This window comes from Mesorhizobium sp. M5C.F.Ca.IN.020.32.2.1 (assembly GCF_004023105.1).
Taxonomy (GTDB): domain Bacteria; phylum Pseudomonadota; class Alphaproteobacteria; order Rhizobiales; family Rhizobiaceae; genus Mesorhizobium; species Mesorhizobium wenxiniae.
In genome coordinates, this window is record NZ_RZSX01001544.1 from 1 (window position 1) to 648 (window position 648).

1 pseudogene is annotated in these 648 nt (G+C 56.9%); it reads right to left on the reverse strand.

The window, feature by feature from the left end:
• Positions 1–137: pseudogene (locus EOA86_RS37335) on the reverse strand (KUP/HAK/KT family potassium transporter); the annotation flags it as partial.
• Positions 138–648 lie beyond the last annotated feature (511 nt).

A 648-nucleotide genomic window follows, 5' to 3' on the forward strand; every position in this document is an offset into this window, starting at 1 on the left:
ACGCCGAGGATGTCGCCACGGTTGGCGACGTTGCCACCGGCCGATGCGTGCAACGCCTCTCGGAATGCATAGATCGGGCTGGTGCCGATATCGCCGTAAACCACGCCCAACGCGCCCAGCATCAGCACCTTGGTGCTGTGCTGCTCGACCTCAGAATGGCTCGATTGTTCGACAGGTTCTGCCTCGTTACCAGCATTGGTAAGGGCCATGGACGACACTCCCATAAGCGGGCGGTGCTCTACGCTTGCTGCACTGCAATATCAAGTGCCGTCACGTAATGTCTGCGTCTCGGTATTGCCTATCGCTCGTCGGCTTCGCAGACTCGTCAGCCCCGAAGCGGCTTGGGAATTTTTGCGAGACTACGCTGAAGCTCCGGGAGCAACGATGCCCCGAGCCAGTATCGGATTAGGTCGATGCTCGGGCGCGCGAGCTCAGATGCCGAGAGCTTAAATTAACGCTGTAGCCGTGTAACAGACTGTGTAACAAATGCCGCGAAAAGTTCAATATTTTCAAGGACGTAAGCGTCAAGTCGAAAGACGCTCTCGCCGCCATCTTCAAGTGGTAAGGGCGATCAGATCTCGGGGAAATTGGAGGCAGCAGCGGACCTGCGACTTGCTCAACGCTCCGCTTCTGAGATAAGGTTGGGAT